This is a genomic window from Sphingobacterium gobiense, assembly GCF_002980575.1.
Lineage (GTDB): Bacteria > Bacteroidota > Bacteroidia > Sphingobacteriales > Sphingobacteriaceae > Sphingobacterium > Sphingobacterium gobiense.
On sequence record NZ_PVBS01000001.1, the window covers coordinates 472,472 to 499,338 of the forward strand.

A 26,867-nucleotide genomic window follows, 5' to 3' on the forward strand; every position below is an offset into this window, starting at 1 on the left:
CGTCAATTTTTTGAAATTTGTTTGATATCAAAGATAAACTGAACACGTGTACCCGGGTAGGTTTTATCAGGATATGCTTCTTCGGTATGTAAGTGTATAAATTCAGGATACTGTTTATTGATTTCGCGGATTCTTTTATTAACGAGTTGCGAACCCATGGATTTGTGTAGATTGTTGGAGCGATCTGGCGAGGTCGTCGATATACCCTTTCCGTTATCGGAAATACTGACGGTCAATTTTTGTTGCGCTAAATGGATACTGATCTCGATATTGGCGTCAGCCTGATCGGTAATACCATGTTTAATCGCATTCTCAACAACGGGTTGAAGGAGCATCGGCGGAAGCTGTATCGTGGAAAAGTCTACCTCGGGACCGACATGCAAATTAAAGTGAAAAGGTTTATGCATAGCCAGGCGTTGTAGGTAAAGGTAATTTTTTAACAACTCGACCTCTTCCTCCAAGGAAATCCAATCGGTATCCGAATGTGCTAGGGTCGATCGGATGAGACGGGCGAAGTTGCTCAGATACGCCATGGAGGTTTCTTTGTCATTTTTGTAAAGATAATGTTGAACGTGCTGCAGCGAATTGAATATAAAATGGGGGTTCAATTGCGCAAGCAACAACCGGTTTCTTGTCTTGGTGTGGCTAAGCTCTCGCTTTGCCTGTTCGGTTTTAAGATAAAGGTATGTTGCTAAACAAATCAACAGGATCAGGAGGACACTACCAATTATAACGAGGATGAGCTGTTGTCTTCTGGTCTTGTTTTCCAGCTGTAATGACTGGATCTGCCGGGATTTTTCTGCACTTTCATAAGTCTCTGTTATCTCGGCAACCCGTTGCGCTATTTCTTGCTGCTGGATGGAGTCTTTCAGCTGGTCGTATTCCTCGAAATATTGCAACGCCGCGCGGTGATCATTCTGTAATAGTGAAAGTTCTTTTAAATTTTTGAGTACTTGTTGCCGTTGCGTGCCCTGCGCGACAGGAAGTGCACGGAGGTAAGCTTTTTTTCCGTCTTCTAGTGCTCCAGACTGTGTCAGTGCATATCCTAAATTGTTGTACGTTATGATAGAGGGTGGCTGCTGCAGTTTTTCTCTAATTTGGAGGCTCTCTTTACTATGGATAATGGCCGCCTGCCAATCCTTCGCTTTAATAAACAGATTACTGAGGTTGGTATGGATAATGGCTTGTATCGTTTCTTGACTTAGAACCTGGGCAGTTTGTAACGAACTTTGGAGATACGGAAGAGCTTCTTCGTCTTTATCTGCCTCCATAAGGGAGTTAGCTAAATTGATCCTGATCTGTAGCTTCTTAACTGATGGCGCTGCTGTGAGGCTATCGGCTTGTTTTAAATATTGAATTGCTTTCGGAAAGTTTTTGGCATGTGCTTGTAATACCCCTATCCCCATGTATGCGTCTGCCTGAAATGACGATGCGCCGGCCGACTTAGCCAGTTGCAGTGCTTTCAAGTAGGATTGGAGTGAACTGTCTAGTTGTTGATTCATATGCCAAGCACGGGCGATACCGAGATGCGCTTGTAACAGTAGGGTGTCCGGCATATCGTTAATTTCAGCTCGAGACAGAATGCCGTTATACATTGATTTACTTTCTTCGATGAGGCCTTTCCGGAGCAAGAGGTCTGCACTGTCGATAAATCCCGCCATGCGCTGATGTTGTCCTGCGGCGGTTTGTACATACATATACAATAGGAAGCATCCTAATTTTAGGAAACATAAACTAAAGCTTTGGGCTTGCATGTGTTAGAAAAAATAATTCAAAATGTATGCAGTGTTATCAACAAAAGTAATAAGATTGTTGAAATTACCGAAATGTCGGAAGTATCTAATCTAAAATATCATTATCTTCGTTTGGGGATAAGGTTACTTTATGCGACCATATCCTAAAAGAACATGGCCGAGAATTTTTGAGGGGCGAGCTGTGTAAACAGGACTTAGAACTTTGCTTTTACGATTATGAACAGAAAAATAGTTAGCTGCATTTTTACTGGATTATTATTGAGTGTGTCGTTATATACCTTCGGTCAACAGCTGGATTTGGTTAAACGTAAACGACCGAATATCATATTCATCTTTTCGGATGATCACGCTTACCAGGCAATAAGTGCGTATGGAAGTACGCTGACGCAAACGCCGAATATTGATCGGTTAGCTAACGAAGGGGTGATCCTCAAAAATCAACTGGTGACAAACAGTATCTGTGGACCTAGTCGGGCGACTTTACTGACTGGAAAATACAGTCATAAAAACGGTTTTAAGGCAAACGAAAATAGTTTTGATCTGAACCAGACGCTTTTCACGACGGAGTTGCAAAAGGCCGGTTATAATACGGCGTGGGTTGGTAAATGGCATTTGGGAACATTGCCTACCCAAGCTTTGAATTATTTTAAGATACTACCCGGACAAGGACATTACTATAATCCGGATTTTATCCATAATAATGGAGATACCGTGAGGCATGAAGGTTATGTAACCGATGTCATCACGTCCTTCGCTAGGGATTTTATTGAACAGCAAGATGGCGATAAGCCTTTCTTATTGGTCGTAGGACACAAAGCTACACATCGGGAATGGATGCCTGATATCCGAGATCTAGGGGCTTTTGATAGCGTAGATTTTCCTATCCCGGAGTCGTTTTACGACGATTACACGGGTAGAGCAGCTGCTAAGGATCAAGACATGACCATTGACAAAACCATGGTATTAAGACAGGACTTGAAGGTAGGACAAGTATTCAAAGGCCGGTATACGTCCGAACAAGCAGAATCGTTGTCGGATTACTATGGGGAAATATCGAAGGAATTTATAGATAAGAAATTGAAAGGAAAGGAATTGGTCGAGTGGAAGTATCAACGCTATCTAAAAGATTATCTTTCTACCGCGAAATCGTTGGACCGAAATATAGGCGAACTATTAGATTATTTGGACGAAAGTGGTTTAGCAGAAAATACCGTAGTTATATATGCTTCGGACCAAGGATTTTATTTAGGGGAGCACGGTTGGTTTGACAAACGATTTATTTACGAAGAATCGTTAAAGACGCCCTTTGTGCTCCGATATCCTGGGGTAGTAAAACCAGGGTCAGAACTTCAAGATCTTGTGCTGAATATTGATTGGGCACCAACTGTGTTAGATTTGGCCGGTGCAGCTATTCCCGACGATATCCAAGGAAACTCATTTTTACCTTTGCTGATAAACAATCAAGATAGTGTGCAATGGCGGGATGCTGGATACTACCACTATTATGAATTCCCACAGCCTCATCGCGTTCATCCTCATTTCGGTATTCGTACAGACCGATATAAATTGGTTAGATTTTATGGTGAATTGAATAATTGGGAGCTTTTTGATCTACAGAAGGACCCGAATGAATTATCGAATGTAATTGATGACCCAGACTACAGTTCCGTACTAGACTCCTTGCAGGACAGGTTGCAGAGGCTGATCCTAAGATATGGAGATAGCGAAGCCGAACAGATTCTTCGTGCTGCTGGCGAGATTTAACAACACAGGACCTATTCCATAAACCTTATACCGATTTAACAATAACATAATATGAATAAGCTATCAGTCGAAATCTGAAAAGGATATTTTTGCCATGCTCGAAAATCTTGCTAAGAGATCCCTATGGAGACAAAAGAGATGGAATGTTATTTACAGTTAGATGAAACGGAAGCTATTATCCAGCTAAACCATGGCAGTGAATCCTCTTTCACCTCCATATACCACCGCCACCACCAAAAAATATATGGAAACATTCTTAAAGTTGTACACTCGCCCGAGCATGCACAAGAAATTTTGCAAGATGTTTTTCTGAGTTTGTGGCAAAATAGGTATAAAATCGATAAAAATAGGCCGCTAGAGAACTGGTTGTTCGTCGTTAGTTTCAATAAGTCCATGGACTTTCTCAAAAGAAAGCTGAGGGAACACATTGATTTTGTTGAAGACTATGATAAGCTCTACGTGAATATTGAAGATGTACAGGAGCAAGACGACATCATAACGGAACAGTTACGCATATTGGAAGAGGCTATCGGGCAATTATCACCTCGTAAGAAGGAGGTGTTTCGACTGTGCCGCTATGAAGGATATTCCAAAGAACGCGTAGCGGAGATGTTGGATTTATCGGTCAATTCTGTATCTGAGTATCTTAAACAAGCAAACAAAAGTATTAAGCAATATGTAGCCGGGAGTAATCCGTATGCCTACGAAAATGGAGTCTTATTGCTTCTGTCCGCTTGTATCTATATGTAAGAAACGGTAGCGTCGGTTGCTTTTATTTTTACGTTTTAGTAATGATTTCTTAACTAGCTAGACCATTGCTTCCTGATGCGACCCATCGTATTTATATATGATGGGAAACAAAACGCGAAAGAGTATCCAGGCTTTCTGGAAGGGCCGGCTAACGAAAGCCGAAGCAAAAGATCTGCTTGATAAATTAGATGGCCAGCGGCCAGGCCTACAGCGGCACTTAAAAACAGAATTTGTCGATGCCGGCGAAAGCCCGGAGTTGCTCAGCGCGAAGCAGTCCGCTAAACTGTTGCAGGCAATCCGCAACAAAGCGGGTATGCAAACGCCGGTAAAAAAGATATACCCCTATAAATGGGTGAGCGCCGCTGCGGTGATTATGCTCTTCGGTGTTCTTGGGATATTTTATAATCTAAAGAATACCGAGATCGCACCGGAAATTGTATACACAGAAACTCCGCCGCCGGAAACCTATACTGTTAGTTCACAGCAAGATTCATTAAGACATGTATTGAGCGACGGGTCTGCCGTATTACTCTCGCCACATAGTGCGGTCTGTTATGATAAAAATTATGGTATTCATAACCGCAGTATACAGCTGAAGGGCGAAGGAAAATTTGTGGTGGTACGCGACAGTATGTTACCTTTTGAGGTAATGGCCAATGGATTTACAACGACAGCATTGGGTACGGAATTTATTGTTGACGGCAGAAACCTAGATAAGACGACGGTGCACTTGCTTTCCGGAAAGGTAGTAATCCGCTCTTCGGAGGAAGCTCGGATGGCTATACAAGACACTTACCTAGCGGCGGGAGAAAAGTTGTATATCGACGAGGCGGGTAAAACAGTATTAACGAATCACGTAGTGGCACCTAAACCAACTATGCAACCGGCTAACGCAGACCAGCGTATAGCCAGCAGTGATCAACGACAAAATCTCCGATTTGATCGACAGGATCTGACAGAAGTGCTCCGCCAGATCGCAATAAAATTTGATACAGCTATCCGAATAGATCCAGCGGTGCCACGGAACTTAACGTTTACAGGCGAGTTTTCGACGGATGACGACTTGGAAACCATATTGTCTACCATCTGCTTGGTCAATGACCTACAACGGGGTAGCGGGGATAGGGATGAAGTGCTAATCCTTTTAAAGAATACTGCTGTACACCATCAGACACTGGACACTACTAGAAATAAAGTAATTGAATAATAAATAAATCCAAACAATATCAATACACATGAAAAAAAACAGCTTTTTTCTTTATTTATCTTGGCTATGCATAGCTTATCTGTTCTTTGGGGTGGATGAGTTGCAGGCACAGCAAACCGGGCAAGTAAAAGGGCGTGTGCTCGATGAGGGAGGAAATCCCTTGAACGGAGTTTCCGTGTCAACGAAAGGATATGGAAGTACGAAAACCACTGCATCGGATCATAACGGCGTTTTCCTATTGAACAACCTGCAAGTGGGGCAACGCTACACAATTGTTTTTTCACTTGTCGGTTATCAAAGCCATGAAGAACTGGATTTTCTGGTCAGTGCAGACGACAAGAATTCTTTGTTGGTCCGGTTGGCAGAACAGTCGTCGGAGCTGGAAGAAGTGGTCGTTACGGCGCTAGGAATCACCCGTGCTTCGAAGTCTGTAGGATTCTCTGTGCAGCAGGTCGACGGTGACATGATACAGGAAGCACATGAAACTAACCTTGTGAATACGTTGAGTGGCCGTGTGGCGGGAGTGCAGATTACCAACTCTTCGGGCGGTATCGGTGCTTCATCCAATATACAGATCAGGGGGCAGAATTTTGTAAGCGGTTATAACTATAACAATTCGCCGCTATTTGTCGTTGACGGTATTCCGATAAGTAATAACAACGAACAATCCACACGTGCCTTTACCGGAAGACAAGACTTTAATAACCCCAATTTTACAGGAGGGGAAGGTGAGGTAGACTATGGAAATGCCGCTGGAGAAATTGACCCGAATGATATCGAAAGCATTTCGGTGCTCAAAGGGCCAAATGCAGCGGCGTTGTATGGTTCACGTGCTTCGAATGGGGTGGTGTTGATCACGACCAAATCCGGTAGGGGAACGAAAGGGGTTGGGATTAATTTTAATTCACATGTTGATTTCGGAACGCCCTTGAAACTTCCAGATTATCAGTACGAATATGGCCAGGGACGTTACGGTGTTTACGAGTATGTAGATGGCATGGGAACGGAAGCCAATAAGTACGACAACGTTATGGAAAACTGGGGGCCGGCCCTGAACGGCCAGCTTATCAAGCAATGGGATTCGCCTTTTGATCCAGCGACGGGTGAACGTATCGCGACTCCTTTTATTGCACATCGAAATCAGCTGAAGGATTTTCTACAGACTGCCAAAACATTTACAAACAGTCTCTCGATAGCCAATAGTAACGACAAGCTCAACTATCGTTTCTCGTACACAAACTTATCACAGTCAGGAATGGTCCCCAATACTGACCTGAGCCGAAATTCATTGGGTGTGAACGCAGGGTATCAGATTCTTCCTAATTTAAGGTTAGATGTAGCGATGAACTGGGTAAACAGTGGAAGCGAGAACAGAGCAAGTTACGGTGCCAAGAACGACGAATCTGTTATGCGCATGTTTTTATACATGCCCCGTAACCTCGATATCAAATCGCTGCGAGATTACTGGCGGCCTGAAAGTGGCAAGACGGAACAGCATTCCCCCATTTTTAACATGAACGGTACCATCTGGAATAACCCTTATTTTGTCGCTCACGAAAACCTTAACGGGAATAATAGAGACAGGATATATGGCAATGTAAAGGCTACGTACGACATTCGTCCCGATCTGAAGCTGATGCTGCGGTCAGGTCGGGATTTCTACAACGATAAACGTACGATGCGACACGCCACCTCGTCCAGTCAATATAAAAATGGATACTATCAGGAGGATGACGTTTATTTTATCGAAACCAACCACGACATGCTCCTGAGCTATAGCCCGAACCTAAATTCGGATTTCTCTTTTGATGCTTCATTAGGGGGCAACTTGATGACGCAGATTTCGAAGCGTCTGGGTGCTATTGCGCCTCGTTTGGCAATTCCGAACGTCTACAACCTGACGAACAACGGAGAGCCTTTGTTAGCTGGAAACACCTATCAAGAGAAACAGATCAACTCGATCTATGGAACCACCCAAATAGGATATAAGGATGTAGTCTACTTAGATCTAACAGGACGTAACGACTGGTCGAGTGCTTTACCAAAAGCTAACAATTCGTATTTCTACCCATCCGCGTCGTTGAGCGTCATTGCTTCCGACCTGTTGGGCTGGACCAGCGAAAAATTCAATATGCTGAAATTGAGAGGTGCTGCCTCTTCGGTGAGAAGGGATTTGGAGCCGTACCGGACGTTGCCGAACTTCTTGGTGACCCAGGGTTGGGGAGGAGAGACAGTAGCCATTCATAATAACAACTATCCTAATGAAAACATTCGGCCCGAGAAAGTGGTTTCCTATGAATTTGGATTTGATTCGAGATTATTGAGCAATCGTCTAGGACTGGATCTGACCTACTACAAAAGTAGGACAACGGACCTGATTATTCCCGTAACACTTAATCCGTCTGCTGGTTACGATACTAAACTCATGAATGTAGGGGAGATGACGAACCATGGACTAGAACTTATGTTGAGTGGTACGCCTGTACGGACTACCAATTTTTCCTGGGATATTTATATAAACTATTCCTTCAATAGAAACAAGGTGGTTTCTCTTGCGGAAGACCGTGGTATTTCCCGCATCCGCCAGTTGGAACGCTGGGCTTCCTTAGAACTCCGGACCGAAAACACAAAAGGCGATGGCTCTTCGGGCTCGCTCTACGGAGATTATCTTATTTACAATGACAATGGTCAGTTAACGCATCGTAATGGTCTTCCTCAAGAAGAAAATGGCGACTGGGGGTATTTAGGTAATGTTAACCCGAAATGGATTGGCAGCATCGCCAATGATTTTAAGTATAAAAATTGGAATTTGAGCTTTTTGTTTGCGGGCCAAAAAGGAGGGGTGGTACACTCCAGAACTTACATTGAAGGTATACGGGCAGGTAGTCTTCCCGAGTCGCTTCCGTTCCGGGATGAAAATGGGGCAGGTACCATTATAGGCGAAGGGATAGATATCGACACCGGACAGCCCAACGCTGTCGGTATTCCCGTGCGGGATTATTGGAGAGAGTATTATAACAACGACCGAATTGCTACGTTCGATGCATCTTATCTCAAATTAAGAGAACTGAAAATAAGCTACAGGTTGCCCCAAAGTCTGTTACAGCGAACAGCGATAAAAGGAGCTTCTGTATCATTTATCGGAAGAAACTTAATGCTGTGGTCTGATGTACCGCATATCGACCCGGAAGTATCGGCTTACGACGGTCAGTTTGTAGGTGTGGAAGCGATGTCATTGCCGTCGATGCGGAATTTTGGAATGTCGGTGAATGTGAGTTTTTAATTGCGTGTGTTAAAAATAACTTATTCTAATGAAAAAATATTTAACTTGTTTAGCCGTTGCTGTCTTAGCTTTTCAATCATGCAACGATTTCGAAGAAATTAACATTGATCCCAATAATCCAGCTGTCGTGCCGGTGGAAATGTTGCTTCCGCCTGTCATCAGCGGAGGGGTAAATACTATGGTGGGTAGCGGCCGTAGAGCAGGGCAATATGTACAGCACCTGGCGTATCCAGGTGGCACAAGCGAAAGTGATGGTCGTTTTAACCTCACGGGAGCTAATTGGCGAGAAGAATGGAACGGCGCTGTACGGTTGATTAAGGACATTAATCAGATGAAGCTGCTGGCGGAGCAGAACAATCAACCGGAATATATGGCCTTGGGACACATTAATAAAGTGTACATTCTTTCGCTGGTAACGGACGCGTTTGGCGATATCCCTTATGATGAGGCAGGAATGGGAAACGTGGACGGATTGGAGTTTCCGAAGTTTCAGGCGCAAGAGGAGGTTTATCAACGGATGCTGGAAGATTTAGAAACGGCGAATAACTTGCTCGCTGAACTTCCTGCGGGCGTTTCCGTTACCCGGGATATTCTATACAACGGCGACCTGCAGAAATGGCGCAAATTTGCAAACGCATTAAAGATACGAGTACTGATGAGGCAGTCGGCAAAGAAAGACGTTTCGCAGCAGGTTGCCGAGATATTCAATAACCCCGATCGATATCCGGTGTTCTCAAGCGTTGATGATGGTGCTACGTTAGTATATAACAACTCCAGTGATTATTATTCATGGTTTATTCAAAATCCTTCGACAGATGGCAGTGGTGTTGACTTTTCAGATAATGCCCGGGTAAGCGAGGTGATGGTCGACTTATTGGAAAAGGGTGGTGACCCACGCCTCTTCATTTATGCTGCCCCGACAAGGAATTCGTTTTTGGCGAATGCAGCCGATGTGAACAAAGCGCTAGAATACCGTGGGCAGGTTGCGGGCTTGAGCTCGGCAGAACAGGAAGGACTTTACGAAAGAACTGGGCTAAAGGAGGGCGATTTTTCTGTGGTGGGGCGCCGCATCCGACGGGACAACCGGGCTTTTTTAATGACATATAGTGAACTGTTGTTGTTAAAAGCGGAAGCAATCCAACGAAATATGGGCGTGACGGGACAAGCAGCAGAGGTGTATCGAGAAGCTGTTAATGCCTCATTCGGAAAATGGGAACAAGTAGGAAATCAAACGCAGACTCAAAATCCTTATATTAGTGAGAGCCAGCGCGAGGCCTACTGGGCAAACGCTGTAAATCAATATCAATCCGAAAAGGGACTAACGATGATTGCGGAGCAGTATTTCATTGATAGCTTTCTGAATGGTTTTGAGGGCTGGGCGTCGTGGCGTCGTACCGGTGTTCCTAAAATAAAACCGGGGCATTCCGTCTTGGCACCGATACCGGTCCGGTATGTGTACTCCGACAACGAACAGAATAACCCAAGTTTAATCGAATGGGTAGAAAAGCACATGGATGGAAAAATGCCTAATCACAATGTGAAGGTTTGGTTTCAGCCGTAGTCAAAACAAAATTTAATTAGATGAAAAAAACATTTCTTTCGGCATTTGTAGGCGCAGCGATCTGGATCGCTGTGCCTACACTTGCGCAGGTCAGACCTACAGGGTATTTGCAGAATTTGCACTCCCATAATGATTATACCAGAAATCATCCTTTTTCGCAGGCATACGGCTTGGGCTTTGGATCGATTGAAGTCGATCTCTTTTTAAAAGACGGTGAGCTTTTTGTGGCACATGAATATCAGGAAATTGCTGCAAACCGTACTTTCGATAAACTGTATCTGGAGCCCATCTTAACGGCATTTGCAGATAGCGAAGATGGCTACCTTTACCCAGAAAAGGGACAGTTACAGCTCTTGATCGATCCCAAAACGGACGGCCAAGCGGTGTTGAAAGTGCTGAGCGAGAAAATCAAGCCCTACAGAGATCTGTTTGACAGTAAGTACAACCCCAAGGCGGTAAAAATAGTTGTCAGCGGAAATCGTCCGGCGCCGGACGATTTTCATCTATATGATGAAATTTTCTTTTTCGATGGCGAGTTGGACAAAACGTATACGGCCGCACAGCTGGAAAGGATTGGACTCTTTAGCGCACCGTTTCCGCGATTCTCTGAATGGAATGGGCTGGGCCGACTGACTCACCCTGATTACCGTAAGGTAAAGACGACGGTGGATTCGGTACATCGCCTTGGGAAAAAAATCAGATTCTGGGCAGCACCTGATACCAAGACAACTTGGTATGAATGGATAAAAATGGGTATAGATTACATTAATACGGACCAGCCAATGGCGGCGGCGGCGTTTATACAAGCATACCCCAAAAATAGCTATATGAATGATGATTTCTACGAGCCTTACTTGCCCCGTCGGGAAGAAAACACGTTCCCCGAACGACCAAAGAACATTATCCTGTTGATCAGTGATGGGGCAGGTATGTCGCAGGTTTGGGCGGCTGCGATGGCTAACAAGGGGCAACTGAATGTGTTGAATATGCCCTATACAGGCTACCTGTTCACCGGCTCTACGGATAACTACCATACGGATTCTGCTGCTGGAGGAAGTGCTTTGGCGACCGGGGTAAAAACAAAAAATCGATTTATCGGCGTGGATACCTTAGGAAAGGCTGTATCAAACATTCCCGATCGTCTATACGAAAAGCAGATGGTGAGCGGTATCATCTCAAACGACCGTGTTACGGGCGCTACGCCTTCCGCTTTTTATGCCCACGTGGACGAACGAAACATGTCCGATAGCATCGCACACAACTTGTTGGATAGCAAATTATCGCTTATCGTCGGCGGATTCCATCCGGTGTTTACCAAGGCAGATAGTGCGCTATGGAAGGGGCTTGAAGAAAAAGGATTCGAAGTTCAGCATGGTGTAGCGGGGATTGATAGGGCAGCTGGTGAACGGTTATTAACGTTCGCAGCAGACAGTGCTGATCGGGAATGGAACAAACTGGATGCGGATCAGAACAGTTTACGGACTGGTTATAGGATGATTGAGGACGCATTCTCTCCGAGCGTAAACTTCTTGAAGAAGCGTAGTGAGAACGGCTTTTTCCTGATGGTAGAAGGGGCGAAAATAGATGGTGGCGGGCATAGCAACGCTATGCCGTTTACGGTATCCGAATATTTGAGCTTCGACCGTTTAGTGGGACAAGCACTCCAATATGCCGACGAGGACGGCGAGACTTTGGTTATTGTCACATCGGATCATGAAACCGGAGGACTGGTGCTCCTAGATGCGGATAAAGATAACGCACACGTATTGGGCGAGTTCGCCACAACGGATCATACCGGTATTCCGGTGCCGTTGATGGCTTACGGGCCCGGTGCAGAGCTTTTTCAAGGCTTTCTGGATAATGCCGACATCGCAAAAAGGATTTATCAGGTGCTCAACCTTCCCGCTGAATCGGAGCTTTAATAGTATATCAAAAAAGCAGGCCTTGTTAGCCTGCTTTTTTGATCTGTCACGAATTTTAAGCTAATCGAACGATAATGTAAATTCATTCCTTTCGTCGTTTTTCCACGCCAGTGATTCCGTTTTTGGCGATGCGCCGAATAGCGGTGAAAACGTTTTAACTTTAACGGTCTTGTTGTCGGGGAAGAATTCGAGAATACGGATCCAGCCGTCCCCTCCATTACCATTACGATGTCCGCCGCCTTCAGACTGTGTATCAAATAGCATCTGATGTACTGCTTTGCCTTGTTTATTTCGGTCCATGCGATAGCCTTCGCCAGAAATGTGCCCAGAGATGACCATCTCTATGTTACCGGAAGGATTAACCAGTTTTTCCCATATTTGCTCGCCGTGATTAGCATCCGGAAGGGGGATCATCGGCGACTTTTGGACAACCCGATCAATGGCATAGGGCTCGTAAGTAAACCATTTCGGATGTTTGCTTGTTCGTTGATCTTTGTTATTGAGATACGCGTGGGTCAGCAATATGACCCGGTGGTTTTTGTATTGCGGCAGGCTGGCTACGCGTTGTGCCCAGGTTACGATCGTGTCCCGTGGTGCAAATTCGATATTTAAAAATAGATAATCCTGCCCATGAAGCCGTTTAATCTCGAATGCGCTATTCTCCAGCGTGGGTTCTCCGTGTTCGTTAGTCGCATTCTGTACAATGGCTTTTCGGTTAAGCCAGTTTTTTTCGATAGTGATGTATTCGTTATATCGGCTGTGGCGGATACCCTGTTTATCGACATTATAGTCGTGGTTGCCGGTGGCCAGTATGTAAGGCACCTTATTGTCAAGCCGACCGAACGAACGAGATACCATTTCCCATTGTTGTTTGCCGGTTTGGTTGCCGTCATGGCCTTGATTGATGAGATCATTTTGTTCGACGAGGTCGCCAACACAGAGTACCATTTGTATATTCAAGCTGTCGATATTTTCGGCAATCCACGCGGTCATTAAATCTAGGATAGGTTGATTACGCTCCCATTTCGAGTAGTTCTGTATATCGGGCAGCACAATCATGGACCATGATTTTGGATTTTCTAAGATGGGCCGCTGCGCTACCACCAGCTGAGTGACGTAGAGCAGGGCAATCATAAGGAATGTTGTTTTTTTCATATCAGTAACCTGGATTTTGTATTAATTGCTTATTGGCGTCCATTTCGCTAGCAGGAATCGGCCAATATTCATCTTTATTTTCTTTGTAGATAACGGTCTGTGTGGTGAAGTGTTTTGTGGCTTCGTTGTGATTATACACCGGATTATGGTTCTCGTCGATGTACTGTAGCGTATTTGTAGACCACCCGTTGCCTGCCCGGTTTAGGTATAGATAACCATTCATAACGTCAGTTGCGATTCCCCATCGACGTAGATCATACCACCGTAAACCATCATTCGCAAGTTCGATCTTGCGCTCGTAGCGAAGCGCCGAACGCAATTGCTGCTGGGTAAGCCCCTCGGTAAGAGGTGGCATATGTGCGCGTTGGCGGATCTTGTTGATAGCGCTGTAAACAGAGCCATCAAGCTCGTTTGCTTCGATCTTTGCTTCTGCATAGATCAAGAACAATTCTGCTAACCGGAAGATGCCTACGTTCAGTTCGGACTCGCCGCTTACGGATGTGCTGTTGAAATCATTTAGATCGAGATGTTTGCGCCACAGATAACCGCTAAAGGAACGATAAGCATTGGTGGCATCCGTATTTGTTACGGAACTTGGTTCTGACGAACTTCCGTTGTTTACTGGCCAATAATTAAATACGGTGCGATGCTCCGTTTGCGGTTGGAATTGATACCCCATAAACCTTGATGCTGGTCGTACACAATAGAGATCGAGGCGAGGATCTCTATTTTCGAACGGACGCTGAGCATCGTATAACGGTGATTCGTCGATTGGAAGTCCGTCAAGAGCCTGAAAAGAATCGATAAAATTTTGGGTTGGCCCCCAATAACAAACCCCCTTCCCCAATCGCGATGCACCATAATACTGGCGATTGTGCGTATTACCAGCAGCTATACTATATTCGGCAACCCATATCCACTCCGCGCTATTTGCGTATCCTTCGTGTCCGAAAATGTTACTGACATCTGGTTCCCCGGCGCGATGATCTTTTCCGGCAACATCGATGGTCGCGTTGAACGATGTGAGGTCATGGATTCCCTCGGCATATTCCAAACCTTTTTTTGCAGCTTCGGCAGCTACGGCATAGCGTTTCGCATATAATGCCACCCGCGCTTTAAGCATATAGGCGGCGATACGGCTAGCTCGAACATGACCGTATGCCGATTGGTTGATAGGCAGATGCTCGGCGATTTCACTCATCTCGTCGAGAATAAACTGCTGTATTTCTGCTTTGGGCGTACGCGGAACATCGGCATTATCAAGTCCTACCGCATGCCGAAGAAGAGGAACATTGCCGTACAGTTCAATGAGTTGCGAGTAACAGTATGCCCGTACAAAACGCAATTCGGCTGCTAGTTGTAAGTAGCTGCCTTCGTCCATGGATGTTTCCAGATTGGAGAGGTTATCCAGCACGAGGTGTACCCGGGCGATGGTGCGGTAGTGGTACTGCCAGGGCTTGGTGGCCAGAGCATTGTCGGTGGTCACAGAGCTGGTAATCGGAGAGGTATAGTTGTTTCCGGGGCGCGCGTAACCGACATCGGTTATATTGTCCATAACGTGCCATATCGGCGTGCTGGCAGCATCCAACGTGGAAATAGATTGATAGGCTCCGTTCAAACCTAAAATTGCTTCCTGTTCGTTGGCTGGAAAATTACCGGTAGAGGGGCCCTCCATCGGTAATCTATCTAAATCACATGAGGTGAATAAAAGTCCGTATAAAAGACTGCTTATCGTGAAATGTTTTATTGTTTTGATCATCGTTCTTAGAATTTAATGTCCACACCAAATGTATATACCTTAACTTGTGGGTAATAAGCTCCCCCGCCCAGAGAAACGCCGGCTGCCTGTCCTGCGTCGTAATTAATTTCTGGATCGTAACCCTCATAAAAGTTGGTGCTGGTAAAGAGATTTTGTCCATTGGCGTATAGATAAATGCCTGCTAGTTTGCTATTGGCAAAGAATTGCTTAGGCAACTCGTACCCGAGATGTATGTTCTTCAAACGAAGATACGCGCTGCTGCGCATCCAGAAAGTGGAGTTTTGGGTATTATTGCTTGAAGTGATAGACAGTCTTGGTAATGAGGCATCGCGATTCTCTTCGGTCCAGTAATCCAGTTGCCATTCTTTTACTGCGCTGGAATTCACTGCCGGAATAACATAGTGGGAATTGAGATAACCATCGGCTTTACCAACACCTTGCAAAAACGCACTGAAACGAAGACCTTTCCATCCGAAATCGAGATTAGCCCCGTAGGTATAGCGAGGTATTGTGCTACCGATAATGATCTTGTCGTCATCAGTAATACGACCGTCAGGTATTGGATTTCCAGCATCGTCGAAAGCGCCCGCGATATCGCGGTATCGGATGTCGCCAACTTTAAGCTCTCCAATCTGGGTAGGTCCGTTATCTATCTCTTCTTGTGATTGGTAAAGGCCGTCGGCTTGATAACCAAAAATAGAATTAATAGCATAACCTTCCTGTTGCCGCAAGAGTGTTCCGGAGGTCTGTCCCCGCATGTCTACGATTTTGTTGTGCACATCCGATAGGTTCAAACCTATGCCGAAGGTAAAATCTCTCCAGGAATCGTTATACCGTGCTGAAACTTCCCAGCCCTTGTTCGAAACTTTAGCTGCATTCTGGAAAGGTGCGCCCAAGCCCGTGAGCTGTGAGGTATTCAGTTTCAAAAGAATGCCTTCCGTCATTTTATCATACCAGTCAAAAGTCAAGTTTAACTTATTGAAAAATAATGCGTCCAATCCGACGCCGCTCATCGTCGTCGTTTCCCAACGTAGATTAGGGTTAGCCATCGTAGACAAGGTAACCATCTGATGGATGTTCCCGCCCATAGCGGTACTACCTAGGTTAAGTGTTTCGATAAACGGATAATAGGAGCTCCCAATATTTTGGTTACCCAGTTTACCCCAGGATCCGCGTAGTTTCAGTTCGTTGATATAAGATTTTACGGGTTGCATAAAGTTTTCCTCTGAAATACGCCATCCAGCCGAAAAGGATGGAAAAACGGCCCACCGATTGTCTGCCATGAACCGAGAGGTGCCATCGTACCTGAAATTGGCTTCGAGAAGATAGCGATCCCTAAAATCGTAGTTCAGACGGCCAAATGTTGAAACCAACAGCCACTGTTCTTGAGAGCCATCGTTGTTTTTTGTTTCGTCGTCTGCTCCGGCACGCAGTACCTCGTAAGTATCGTAGGTAAAATTACGGCGGTAGCCCATCAGGTATTTTTCGTCATACGTTTCCCGTGAGGCACCCAAAAGCAACTTCAGATGGTGATCGCCCCATTTTTTTTGAGCATTTGCCGTAAATTGATAAGTGCCGTATAAATAGCGATAGCCGGTTTCGGTAAGATCGGTAAAGGTATTCGCTGCACCGGCCTCCGAACCATCTTCGTTATAAGTCATTACGCTCCGTGTAAAAGTATGTGTATTGCGGGTAAGATATCGAGGCGCCACCATACCCGAAAGTGACAACCAATCGGTAGGTTTATAGGTGAGGTTTAGATTACCCAGAAGTTCGAGATTATGAAGTTTACGGTTACCTCCTTCCTCTATAAAGGCAATGGGGTGGCGATTGACCCAAGCTTCAGACCATAAACCGTTATGTTGTATGGGAATGTTGGTAGGCATCCTTCCCAGATAATTCCAAACGACATTTTCTTCTGCAATTTGTAAACGGTCTTTGTTGGTCATGGATAGGTCTAGTCGTATATTCCAGTTTTCATTAGGGGTGATATCCATATTGTTGCGTAGGGTGTACCGCTCAAAGTCTGTGTTTTTTATGATCCCGTCTTGTTTGACGTAACTGATAGAAGGGGATACCTTTACGATACCAGTATTCGCCATCAGGGAAACATAGTGGTTATGTGTAAAGCCGCTACCTTGGAGGATTGCTTTTTGCCAATCGTAATTGGATGGATCTTTTGCGTATGCAGCGTTGAATTGCTCGATATCTTCTTCACTATATATGGCAGCACCACCATCGTTGATATTGGCTTGATTGAATACTTCCATATAGGTTAGCCCGTCGGTAACTGTCGGAACGTTGGTAGGTTCTTGCCATCCGGCGTAATTTCGATAATCAATTGCTAAACGCTCTTTGGCACGTTTGGTAGTAATGAGGATAACGCCGTTCGCTGCTCGCGAACCATAGATGGCTGCGGAGGCTGCATCTTTCAATACAGAAATAGATTCGATATGATTGACGTCTACATTATCCATCGAGCCCGCTACACCATCAATGATAACTAAAGGGGCGTTGTCTGATCCGCCGAAAGAATTGATACCGCGTATATTGATGTTGGCGCCATCCCCACCAGGAGCCCCGGTTTGTGCGGTCACGGTTACGCCAGGAGCAAGTCCCTGCAAAGCAGTAGACGCGGATACGGTCGGTCTTCTTTCCAGCTGTTCGCTTCCCACCGTTGATATGGCTCCGGTTAGGTTATTGCGGCGTTGCGTGCCGTAGGCTACAACGACGACTTCTTCCACAGCAGATTGCTTCTGGCTCATTCCGATAGTAAACTGACTTTCCTCGCGTAAGGTGTACTGCCGTTTCTGGTAACTGATATGACTAAACTCTAAAATGGTACCGCGTGTTGCGGAGATTTGAAAACGTCCATTTTCGTCTGATAACGCTACTTCATTTTTATCTTTTACCGTAACGTTTACGCCGGCGATGGGTTCGTTATCTTCGTTGACGATAAGGCCTGTATATTGTCTTTGTCGGACTGCATCGGCTTTTTGATTAGCGGACGGCGATCGAGTTGACGAACGTGCCACGATAATATTTTTGTCTCTAATCGTGTACGTAAGCTGTTGCGGATACAATATGTCTTCGAGAAAGTCGGATAGTTTCTTGTTGTCGGCCACGATAGTAATTGGTCTGGTGGTCTCCATAATATCAGCACTGCATATAACGTTGTAATCAGTCTGCCGTTTGATCTCGCGGAACAATTGCTCGATGTTAGCATTGCGCTGATTCACGGTGATGGTCTGAGCTAAGATCTCGCCATGCACCTGCAATACGCAGACGATTAAGGATGTTAAAATCATCTTCATGATTAAAAGTGTTTTCAAACGGCGTTTGCGGGCCATCTGTGACATGAATTTATTTTTTTTCATTAATTTTGATAGCTATGTAATTATAATTCCAATCTCTTTTGTGGTTACTATGGCATTCTGCCGGAAAAGTTGGCGCTTTTCCGGTTTTGTTTATGTATTATTTCATGATTTGAACCCTCCTCCCGTCGATATTTATTATCAAATCGTTATCAATCAATTGTAGTATATCCAACACTTTGTCGAACGTGTCGTATTTGCTTAAGCTGCCCCAAATCCGCACTTGCCTGGCACTCGACGCGATTTCAATTTCGATATCGTACCAGCGGCTTATTTTAGCAGCTACGGCTTCTAGATTTTCATTTTGGAAAACGAATAAACCGTTTTTCCAACTAATGAAATCTTCAATATTAACTGGTCTAACGCGTGTTGCCGTGCCGTCCGATATGCCTTGCATGCCGGGTGTTAGTTCAGGGTTATCGTGTCCATCTTGTAGCCTAACTCTTCCCTCAACCAGTGTTACGTAGCTTAAAGTTTCTTCTTGATACGATCGGATATTAAAGCGGGTCCCTAATACCACGACCTCGTTATTATTGGTACGTACATGGAATGGTTTTTCTTTATTGGATGCTATTTCAAAAAAAGCTTCTCCATTTAAAGTAACCTCTCGTGTTTTTCCATGGAACGTTATCGGATAAGCTAGTTTACTTTCGGCATTCATGTGTATCCGGCTACCGTCGGAAAGGGTTAAAATATATTCACCACCACGCGGCGTCTGCAACGTGGCCATCATATTTTCCGGTTGCACCGTACTTAGTTCTATTGGCCGTCCGTCCGCATAGTGTAGTCCTTGGTCTATCACGATACCGCCGGGAATAGAATCGAGTTGGATCACTTGACCATTGCTCAGGGTTAAAACAGCCCTAGAGCCTCCCGGCTCAATGATATGAGCTGCTGTTTGATTTACCGAATTGTGACGGTTGTTTAATTTAGGCGTGAACAGAAAGCTGCACACGCCTAACACGACTATTGCACAAGCTGCTGTCAGGTAACGGTAGAAGGCGATCGTATTATTGCGTTTACCTTCGCACACCTGTTCACGGATGTGACGGAGCACGGTCGCCCGTCGAGCGTCGTTTTCTTTTTTGAAACGACTGTAAGCCGCGGATTCTTGGAGGATGTCTTTTGCTTCCAATTGCTCCACTATCGCTCGCGTTTCAGGAGGCAGCTTGTCCAGCTCGTCTTCTAGAGAAGACGGATTCGTTGTGTTATCCTTCTTGGAAAAAAGGTAATTGAATACCGTACTGACTAACTTTTCGAAGTCGTTCATGTATGTTCTATGATTTACCGATAGAACACCCTATAAGAAGGAACCTTTCATTAAACTTCTGTTAAATGAGATTAATAATTATTTAATATAGCGGATAGATCGTTTAGAAATTTGAATGACCGAAAAGATAGACTAGCAGGAAATAGTCCAATTTGATATTTTTTTTAAGAAAACGCAGTGCACGTGATTTGTGAATGTAAACAGCCGCTACACTAATCTGCAACTCGGTGCTAATTTCTTCGTGTGTAAGGTCTTCGATATAGGCCAATCGAAATACTTCCCGTTGTTTTTCAGGCAGGTGGTTTATTTTGTTGTTAACGAGCTCTAGAAGTTCAATCCGGATAATATGGGCGAGCAAGTCTGTATCATCTTGAAGAATAGATTCTATATTTTCGGGTCCTTCGATAATACGTATATTCTTCGATTTTCGGATATGATTGAGACAGGCATTTTTTGTACAAATATATAGGAAGGACCGAATCTGATGATAGTTGGAAAAATCGCTTTTCTTTTTCCAAAACAGAATAAAGGAATCGGATACAATTTCTTCAGCGATTTCAATCGCAGGCACATATCGCGTAGCAAAATATAGCAATGGGTCATACAACTTATGGAAAACTTCTTCCAACGAGCCATCTGTTAAACCATTTGCTTCCTTTTTGTTCAATTGAGATCGATTGTGCATCCGTATTCCTTAATGCCGATAACGTTAGATATTTGCCAAAGTTAGCGCTTCAATATTAACGTATCGTTAAGTTTACGGATGACAAAGGATACAGGCGTAATGCAATTGCCTTATGTTTTCTTGTCCTAAGACAAGATTGGGCACCGGCTATAGACCTAACTTTGCAAGCAGTCGGACAGTGTACTCAAAAAATAGCTAATAATGAATCGATTAATGGCATCCGTAACGCTGACAGCCTTGGGACTGATTTCAAGTAATGCGAGTAAAGCAGAACGTATAATGACAACAATAGCGGAGGAAGAGCAAGTGACCAGAGATAGCACCGCCAATCAGGGATATGTAGAAGTGAACGGACTCAACATGTACTATGAAATTTATGGGGAAGGAAAGCCACTCGTATTGATTCATGGTGGTGGATCTACCATCCAGACAACTTTCGAAAAAGCTATTCCGCTATTGGCAAAAAATAGAATGGTAATTGCTATGGAGCTCCAGGCGCATGGCCGTACCGATGACAGAAATACTGCACTTTCTTTCGCACAGGATGCCGATGACGTGGTCACGCTTTTGAAAAAACTAGGGATTGATAATGCCGACTTTCTCGGTTTTAGTAATGGTGGCACAACAACACTGCATATTGCGATACGCTATCCCCACTTGGTGAACAAGATTATCTTAGCATCGGCGCTAGCTAAACGGGATGGTGTACCGGAATGGTTTTGGGATTTTATGGATAATGCCAGATTAGAAAACATGCCTCGGCAGCTGAAAGAGGCGTACCTGGAACTTACACCGGACGTGAAGCGTTTACAGGTGATGCACGATAAGGATGCAAGGAGGATGGTGGAGTTCGTAGACATTCCCGATGAAAAAATAAAATCGATAAAAGCGCCAACGCTAGTACTGATAGGGGATAAAGATGTAATTACAGTGGAACACGCCGTAGAAATACATCGTCTGATAGCCAATTCTGAGCTGGCAGTCATTCCTGGAGGGCATGGCGAATATATCGGGGAAGTGACAACCCTGAAGCCTGATTTTAAAGAAGCGGAACTCGTTGTTCCGCTACTCGATAAATTCTTGGACAAGAGTTGGTAACTAATTTCTTTTATTTGCAGCTTCCCAGATATCTTCTCCTGAATAGATTTTTACTCGCCCTATTGGATTTTTAGACACTTTCGTTAGCGCATTTGCCAATACGTCGGTGGGAAGAGGACGCTGGGCACAAAAAAGTCCGATGTTGTTGAAGAATCGGATGAATTTTATGCCGAGTAATTCACCCTTGCGGTCACTGTTTTTCCGAATTAGCGAAGGCGGCCTGAAAATATGTAAATAAGGAAAGCCTAAAGCTCGTATATCATCTTCGAGTTGACCTTTCATTTTGGTGTAGAAAAAAGGAGATTTAGCGGATGCAAACCCAGAAGATACCAAAACCAAGCTTTGCACATTGTTTTTTCGGGCGGCACAGGCGAATTGATATTGATAATCATAATCAATCTTCCATTGGGCCTTTTTGCTTCCGGCGGCTTGCAACGTTGTCCCCAGACAGGAAAACAGCACATCACCTTTCACTAAATGTTCCCATTGCTCGGGCCGGTCAAAATCGATCAAATGTACGTCAAGCTTTTCATGTTGTAAGGCCACTGGCCGTCTCACAAAAATACGGATTCGTTGAAAGGTGTCATCTTCTAACAATAAATCTACTAGATCGCTACCGGTGGCGCCTGTAGCGCCGATTATCAATGCATGCATAGTTCCCCCTATCTTTACGCATATGGATTACAAAAAAATCGTGCCAAGGATGTAACATCTAACGGCGCGTCCACTAATGGGTGGCCAATCTTACGCTTCTGAAAACATAGGCCGTTGCAACGGAATTTCGAAACTGTCGTATAATTTTGCTTGTGTATCATTCGGTTGGGTCAAGGTATAATACGCTCCCGTCAGTTTCAGACCCGCATCCGTTCTGACAATGCCCATTTTGAGGAAACCAAAACGCTCATCACAATAAGCCGCTAGTCGAACGTCGCTATTTACCCTTTCTAACGGTTTGACGGTAGTAGTATCTTGAAGCGCTATGGTGTGAAGATCCGCATAGCCTCCTGCACCAGCTACAATATAGGGTACCACATTTCCATCGGCATACGTTTTATGAAACCGTTGGTAATTGTGTACGTGGCCACTGAACACGGCATCCGGGATTACGGAGGCTTCGGCAAATGCATTTTCGAGAAAATCAATCATAGCGATACTCGATCCGTGGTTCGTGTCAGCAGAATAGGGGGCGTGATGTAGACAAACGATAATAGCCTGGTCGTCACGGTATATAGCTGCGTCTTGTAACTCGTTAACGAACCAATCGCGCTGTTCATCGGTGATGGTGCCGTGTTTTGTGACGTTGGCATACAAACCTATAAAACGAGCGAGTGGTGTTTCCAATGTCCAATATACATTGGGCTGTACCATACTCTGACGATTGACATCTGTACCATAGCTGATAGGCCGGCTGTGCGTGTCACAGAAAACATCCATAAAGGCATCTAGACTTTGATACGGACTGGACGCGCTGGGGTTGATATCAGCATCGTGATTGCCGGGGATAGCGAAAATAGGAGCTGGATAATACTGATAAGGCTTTAGAAATTGCGCGGGGTACTCGCATGCTTCGCCATAATTATACACAATATCGCCTAAATGGAAAAGGAAAGCGGGTGGTGAACTGCGATGTTCCGCTATTTGTTGTCCCAAAGTGTGGGCAACCGTCGCCTGAAAATCAGAATGACGGACACTACCGGTGTCGCCGACCATGTGAAAAAACATACGGTCTTGTATCTCGCTTGTTGTACTCCCTAGGATTTTTTCTACGTTCAAGCGGTATGGATATTCGCCAGTGGGCGCAGGTAATGGCTTAAAGTTGTGCGCATCATTATTGATATGGGTTAACACAACGGGAACATTGTATTTTGTATTTTCCATACAGCAAACTTAACAAATCCATGTTAACTAAATGTGAAACAACGATGACTTAACACCTTCAGATAAAACTTGTAACACAGTGATGACAAATACTTGATGTTTCATCAGAACATTTTTACTATGTTCGCAGCTTTTGGATTTTGAAGTTATATCAATACTATTTCTGTACATGATCACGCAATTAGAAAGCAAGGAGACTAAACAAGTTTATAAAACGTCTATTATTCAACAAACGGCCTATTGGTCAGAAGTAAAAAAACTACAAGGGCTGCATACCAAAGCATTCAATTTTAAAACGAAACACGCTGATTTGTACACGGACAGCAAAAGTAATGCTTATTTTATCGGAGATATCTTAATTGTTATCCAGCCAATTGATAGAGAGCACAGTATTGCGTACGTCCCGTATGGCCCTGAAGTAGAACCTTCCGAAGAAAATCAAGGACACTTCTTAGAACAGCTGTCCGAAAGTTTACGGACGTTTTTACCATCGAAATGTATTATGATTAGATATGATTTGCCTTGGCAATCACTTTGGGCAAAAGATGAAAGTTGTTATGATCTGCATGGCAACTGGCTGGGTGTACCGGAAAAAAATATACAGGAAATTCGACTTAATTATAGCACTGACCATTGGCGTTTGAGAAAAGCAAATACGGATATCCTTCCTTCGAACACCATGTTTATGGACCTGCGGCGAGAGAAGGATAAGCTCTTAGGTGGGATGAAACCGAAAACACGATATAATATCAATCTCTCAAAGAGAAAAGGCGTCCGTGTGCGTTCCTTAGGCATTGAAAGTCTGGAAATATGGTATGATTTATATCGTCAGACAGCGACTCGAAATAATTTCTTCTTGCATGATATCCATTATTTCCGAATTGTACTCTCGGCGAGAGCGAATGATACATCTTCGCCAGCGGACGTATACCTATTGGTTGCCGAAGTCGATGACATACCTTTAGCGGCGATGTTTTTGGTGATTTCGGCCAATCGGGGAACCTATCTTTACGGCGCGTCTGCTACCGAAAATCGAAACTATATGGCTACCTACGCATTGCAGTGGCGCGCAATGGAAATAGCGAAGGAACTAGGTTGTACAGAGTACGATTTATTTGGAACCGCTCCCAATCCCGATCCATCTCATCCCATGTATGGGCTTTATCGTTTCAAAAAGGGGTTCGGTGGAGAGATGTACCACCGTATGGGATGCTGGGACTACCCTTTGGATATGGAAAAATATAGTTATTATACCTCCATGGAATTCAAAAACCAACGTTACCACCTAAGTTAATGTTCTTTAAAAAGAGGCTTTTTTATCGACAAGAAAACGTCTTTTGCCATTGCACAATCCCATCTTTAATATTCAATGTCGCATCCGGAAATTTGACAACTGTAGAAGTCCATTTTTTGTACTATCCTTGATGTCAAATATCCGAAGCGACGAGCTTTTTGGTTCTTTTTCGCGGAGAAAAAGAACAGACTTACCCCTCCAAATCCATAATCTCTTCGGCTAACTTTTCCCAATCTTGTTGGAGTTGCTGAAAAGAAGCTTTGGTGGAATTATACGTTCGGGTAGCTTCTTGAAGTTTCTGCGCATCTGAATAGACTTCCTCTTTTGCTAAATGTGCTTCAAGTTCCTTAACCGATTTTTCTTTTTCTTCTATTTGTTGTTCAAGTGTTGCCAGCTCTTTGTTTTTGCGCTGAATAAGCCGGTTTTTATCTTCCGATGGGGGAGTCTTTTCTTTTTTTGGCCGTTCTTTCTCTTTTACGGCTTTTTTTTCCGCCTGAGATTCTTTCTTCACCAAGCGCTTTGCACTCCATTCTTCGTACTCTTGGTAAGTTCCCGGGTATTCCTTGATTTCTTTATCTTCGATGAACCAAATTTTATTGGCCACTTGGTCTAAGAAATAACGGTCGTGCGAAACAACGATAAATGTACCTTCATACTGCTGTAACGCTTGGATAAGGATATTGACCGAGGCCATATCCAAATGGTTGGTAGGCTCATCGAGTACTAAAAAATTCGCATCTGCGGTCAATGCCTTCGCTAACGCTACACGGGATTTCTCACCACCTGAAAGTACCTTGATTTTCTTAAACACATCATCGCCCGTGAACAGGAAGCATCCCAAAATGGAACGTAATTCCGTTTCGGTATGCTTGGGAGCAAAGTTGACTAGCTCCTGTATGATGCTGTTTTCCAGATGCAGCGCTTCTAATTGATGCTGCGCGAAGAATGTCTGGGATACATTATGCCCCTTGATGCTCTTACCGTCGAACTCTTTGTCAGCATCTGCTACAATGCGGAGCAAAGTCGATTTACCTTTGCCGTTCGCACCAATCAGCGCTATTTTATCTCCTTTTTCGATAATAGCGCTCGTATCTCGTAATATTTCCAAATTCGGGTAGGATTTGGAGATATGTTCTAGCGTAACGACGTGCCGTCCCGAAGGTTTGGAGAATTTAAAGCTGAAATTTACTTCCGGGTTATCGTCATCGATGTCGTCCACTTTTTCCATGCGATCGAGTGCTTTGATGCGGGACTGTACCATTTTTGCCTTGCTCGCTTTAGCACGGAAGCGCTCTATAAGTTTTTCTTCCTGTTTGATCTTCGCTTGCTGGTTTTTAAACTGATTGCTCTGGATTTCCTCCCGTAACGATTTCTCCTCAAGATAGAAAGAGTAATTGCCTGCATAAGCCGTAAGTTTGCCTTTGCGTGATACCACCGTTTTATTGACAATTCTATCCAGAAAATAACGGTCGTGCGACACGATAACGATAGCGCCCTCAAACGCTTGCAGATAATTCTCTAACCATTTGATGGACGGTAAATCCAAGTGGTTGGTAGGCTCATCCAATAATAAGATATCCGGTGCTTGCAGAAGGATACGTGCCAACATCACACGCATACGCCAACCTCCTGAAAAGGTGGCTAAGGGCCGTTGCTGCTCCTCTTCAGAGAACCCTAATCCAGCTAAAATTTCATGTGCACGAAATTCGATGTTATAACCATCCAGTGCCTCAAATTCCGTCTGCTTATCGCTGAGTTTGTTTAGTATCTCATCGGAATAATCTGTTTCCATTTTTTTGAGCAGCGTTTCGATCTCTGAATGCAATTGGTTTTGCCGTTCAAAAGCTTCCATCGCTACGTGCAGGATACTTTTATCGGAATGATAAGACAATAAATCTTGGTTAAGATAACCAATCTTTAAGTCTTTTGCCATGGAAATGGTACCCGAAGTGGGAGCATAATCTCCTACGATTATTTTCAGCAAAGTAGACTTTCCTGCGCCATTTGCACCGATTAATCCAGCCTTGTCTCCGGGTTTTATATGCCAATTGGCTTCGTCATATAGCGCGCGCGAACCAATCTCGAATGTTAAATTATTAATTGATATCATTTG

17 protein-coding genes are annotated in these 26,867 nt (G+C 44.3%); 8 read left to right on the plus strand and 9 right to left on the minus strand.

Annotation, left to right across the window (positions count from 1 at the left end; all coding sequences use genetic code 11):
* Window positions 1-2: 2 nt before the first annotated feature.
* Window positions 3-1,697, minus strand: coding sequence for a tetratricopeptide repeat-containing sensor histidine kinase (locus C5749_RS02090; protein WP_181151255.1), 1,695 nt, complete (start codon window positions 1,695-1,697; stop codon window positions 3-5).
* Between the two features lie 273 nt (window positions 1,698-1,970).
* Between C5749_RS02090 and C5749_RS02095 the strand changes: the two genes are divergently transcribed.
* From C5749_RS02095 to C5749_RS02120, 6 genes are all read left to right on the plus strand, one after another.
* Window positions 1,971-3,518, plus strand: a complete 1,548-nt coding sequence (locus C5749_RS02095; protein WP_105722568.1) for a sulfatase family protein — start codon at window positions 1,971-1,973, stop codon at window positions 3,516-3,518.
* 123 nt (window positions 3,519-3,641) lie between these two features.
* The gene (locus C5749_RS02100) at window positions 3,642-4,268 is read left to right on the plus strand and encodes an RNA polymerase sigma factor (RefSeq protein WP_105722570.1); all 627 of its coding nucleotides are present in this window, start codon (window positions 3,642-3,644) and stop codon (window positions 4,266-4,268) included.
* Window positions 4,269-4,365: 97 nt separating this feature from the next.
* The gene (locus C5749_RS02105; RefSeq protein ID WP_105722572.1) at window positions 4,366-5,475 is read left to right on the plus strand and encodes a FecR family protein; all 1,110 of its coding nucleotides are present in this window, start codon (window positions 4,366-4,368) and stop codon (window positions 5,473-5,475) included.
* Window positions 5,476-5,503: 28 nt separating this feature from the next.
* A complete protein-coding gene (locus tag C5749_RS02110; protein WP_105722574.1) occupies window positions 5,504-8,758 on the plus strand; it encodes a SusC/RagA family TonB-linked outer membrane protein in 3,255 nt (1,084 codons plus the stop codon).
* Between the two features lie 28 nt (window positions 8,759-8,786).
* A complete protein-coding gene (locus C5749_RS02115) occupies window positions 8,787-10,319 on the plus strand; it encodes a SusD/RagB family nutrient-binding outer membrane lipoprotein (RefSeq protein ID WP_105722576.1) in 1,533 nt (510 codons plus the stop codon).
* A gap of 20 nt (window positions 10,320-10,339) precedes the next feature.
* Complete coding sequence (locus tag C5749_RS02120; protein WP_105722578.1) at window positions 10,340-12,241, plus strand: alkaline phosphatase; 1,902 nt, start codon at window positions 10,340-10,342, stop codon at window positions 12,239-12,241.
* Window positions 12,242-12,301: 60 nt separating this feature from the next.
* On the opposite strand, the gene C5749_RS02125 is transcribed toward C5749_RS02120, so the two are convergent.
* The 5 genes from C5749_RS02125 to C5749_RS02145 all read right to left on the minus strand — a co-directional run bounded on the left by C5749_RS02125 (window position 12,302) and on the right by C5749_RS02145 (window position 20,484).
* Entirely contained in the window at window positions 12,302-13,396 is a 1,095-nt protein-coding gene (locus C5749_RS02125; RefSeq protein WP_105722580.1) for a metallophosphoesterase, read from the minus strand.
* 1 nt (window position 13,397) lies between these two features.
* Entirely contained in the window at window positions 13,398-15,155 is a 1,758-nt protein-coding gene (locus C5749_RS02130) for a RagB/SusD family nutrient uptake outer membrane protein (RefSeq protein ID WP_105722582.1), read from the minus strand.
* A gap of 5 nt (window positions 15,156-15,160) precedes the next feature.
* Window positions 15,161-18,469 (minus strand): SusC/RagA family TonB-linked outer membrane protein, encoded by a 3,309-nt coding sequence (locus C5749_RS02135; protein WP_105725123.1) that lies wholly within the window; start codon window positions 18,467-18,469, stop codon window positions 15,161-15,163.
* Window positions 18,470-18,629: 160 nt separating this feature from the next.
* Window positions 18,630-19,799: a FecR family protein gene (locus C5749_RS02140; RefSeq protein WP_105722584.1), complete on the minus strand. Its 1,170-nt coding sequence runs from the start codon at window positions 19,797-19,799 to the stop codon at window positions 18,630-18,632.
* Between the two features lie 103 nt (window positions 19,800-19,902).
* Complete coding sequence (locus C5749_RS02145; RefSeq protein WP_105722586.1) at window positions 19,903-20,484, minus strand: RNA polymerase sigma-70 factor; 582 nt, start codon at window positions 20,482-20,484, stop codon at window positions 19,903-19,905.
* A 201-nt stretch (window positions 20,485-20,685) separates the two neighbouring features.
* On the opposite strand from C5749_RS02145, the gene C5749_RS02150 reads away from it, so the two are divergent.
* Complete coding sequence (locus C5749_RS02150) at window positions 20,686-21,582, plus strand: alpha/beta fold hydrolase (protein WP_245893587.1); 897 nt, start codon at window positions 20,686-20,688, stop codon at window positions 21,580-21,582.
* On the opposite strand, the gene C5749_RS02155 is transcribed toward C5749_RS02150, so the two are convergent.
* Both C5749_RS02155 and C5749_RS02160 read right to left on the minus strand, forming a co-directional pair.
* A complete protein-coding gene (locus C5749_RS02155) occupies window positions 21,583-22,236 on the minus strand; it encodes an NAD(P)H-binding protein (RefSeq protein WP_105722588.1) in 654 nt (217 codons plus the stop codon).
* Between the two features lie 90 nt (window positions 22,237-22,326).
* On the minus strand, window positions 22,327-23,460 hold the full coding sequence (locus tag C5749_RS02160) for a metallophosphoesterase family protein (RefSeq protein WP_105722590.1): 1,134 nt from the start codon (window positions 23,458-23,460) through the stop codon (window positions 22,327-22,329).
* 169 nt (window positions 23,461-23,629) lie between these two features.
* Between C5749_RS02160 and C5749_RS02165 the strand changes: the two genes are divergently transcribed.
* Window positions 23,630-24,754, plus strand: coding sequence for a lipid II:glycine glycyltransferase FemX (locus C5749_RS02165; RefSeq protein ID WP_105722592.1), 1,125 nt, complete (start codon window positions 23,630-23,632; stop codon window positions 24,752-24,754).
* 190 nt (window positions 24,755-24,944) lie between these two features.
* On the opposite strand, the gene C5749_RS02170 is transcribed toward C5749_RS02165, so the two are convergent.
* A complete protein-coding gene (locus C5749_RS02170) occupies window positions 24,945-26,864 on the minus strand; it encodes an ABC-F family ATP-binding cassette domain-containing protein (protein WP_105722594.1) in 1,920 nt (639 codons plus the stop codon).
* Window positions 26,865-26,867: the final 3 nt, after the last annotated feature.